This window comes from Ahrensia sp. R2A130, from assembly GCF_000179775.1.
Lineage (GTDB): Bacteria > Pseudomonadota > Alphaproteobacteria > Rhizobiales > Rhizobiaceae > Pseudahrensia.
On the sequence record NZ_AEEB01000038.1, the window covers coordinates 1 to 486 of the forward strand.

The 486-nt window shown below is 59.7% G+C and carries 1 protein-coding gene; it reads right to left on the reverse strand.

Annotated features, from left to right (window positions below; translation table 11 throughout):
* Positions 1-486: Ig-like domain-containing protein (locus tag R2A130_RS16630; RefSeq protein ID WP_009465361.1), on the reverse strand; the 486-nt coding region annotated here is incomplete at both ends.

The following is a 486-nucleotide window of genomic DNA, read 5'->3' on the forward strand; positions in this document are numbered from 1 at the left end:
TGCAGGCGTGTAGGTGTACGTCCCGTCCGTGTTCACAACGACAGTGCCGTTCGTCGGAGCAGTACCAAGCGTCGCCGTTAGAACATCGCCGTCGATGTCGTTCAGGATCACAGCGCCAGAGACAGCCACGTCCTCGTTGGTGGTAACTGCATCATCAGCAGCCGTTGGAGCATCGTTCTGTGGGCTAACCGTGATGGTGACGGTTGCGGTATCAGTCCCGCCATTGCCGTCATCGACGCTGACCGTGAACGTGTCCGTGCCGTTGAAGTCCGCTGCAGGCGTATACGTATACGTCCCGTCCGTGTTGACGATCACTGTGCCGTTGGTTGGTGCAGTGCCGAGCGTCGCCGTCAGCGCATCGCCGTCGATGTCATTCAGGATCACAGCACCGGAGACCGCCGCGTCTTCATTCGTCGTTACCGCATCATCAGCAGCCGTCGGCGCGTCGTTCTGTGGGTTCACCGTGATAGTAACCGTAGCCGTGTC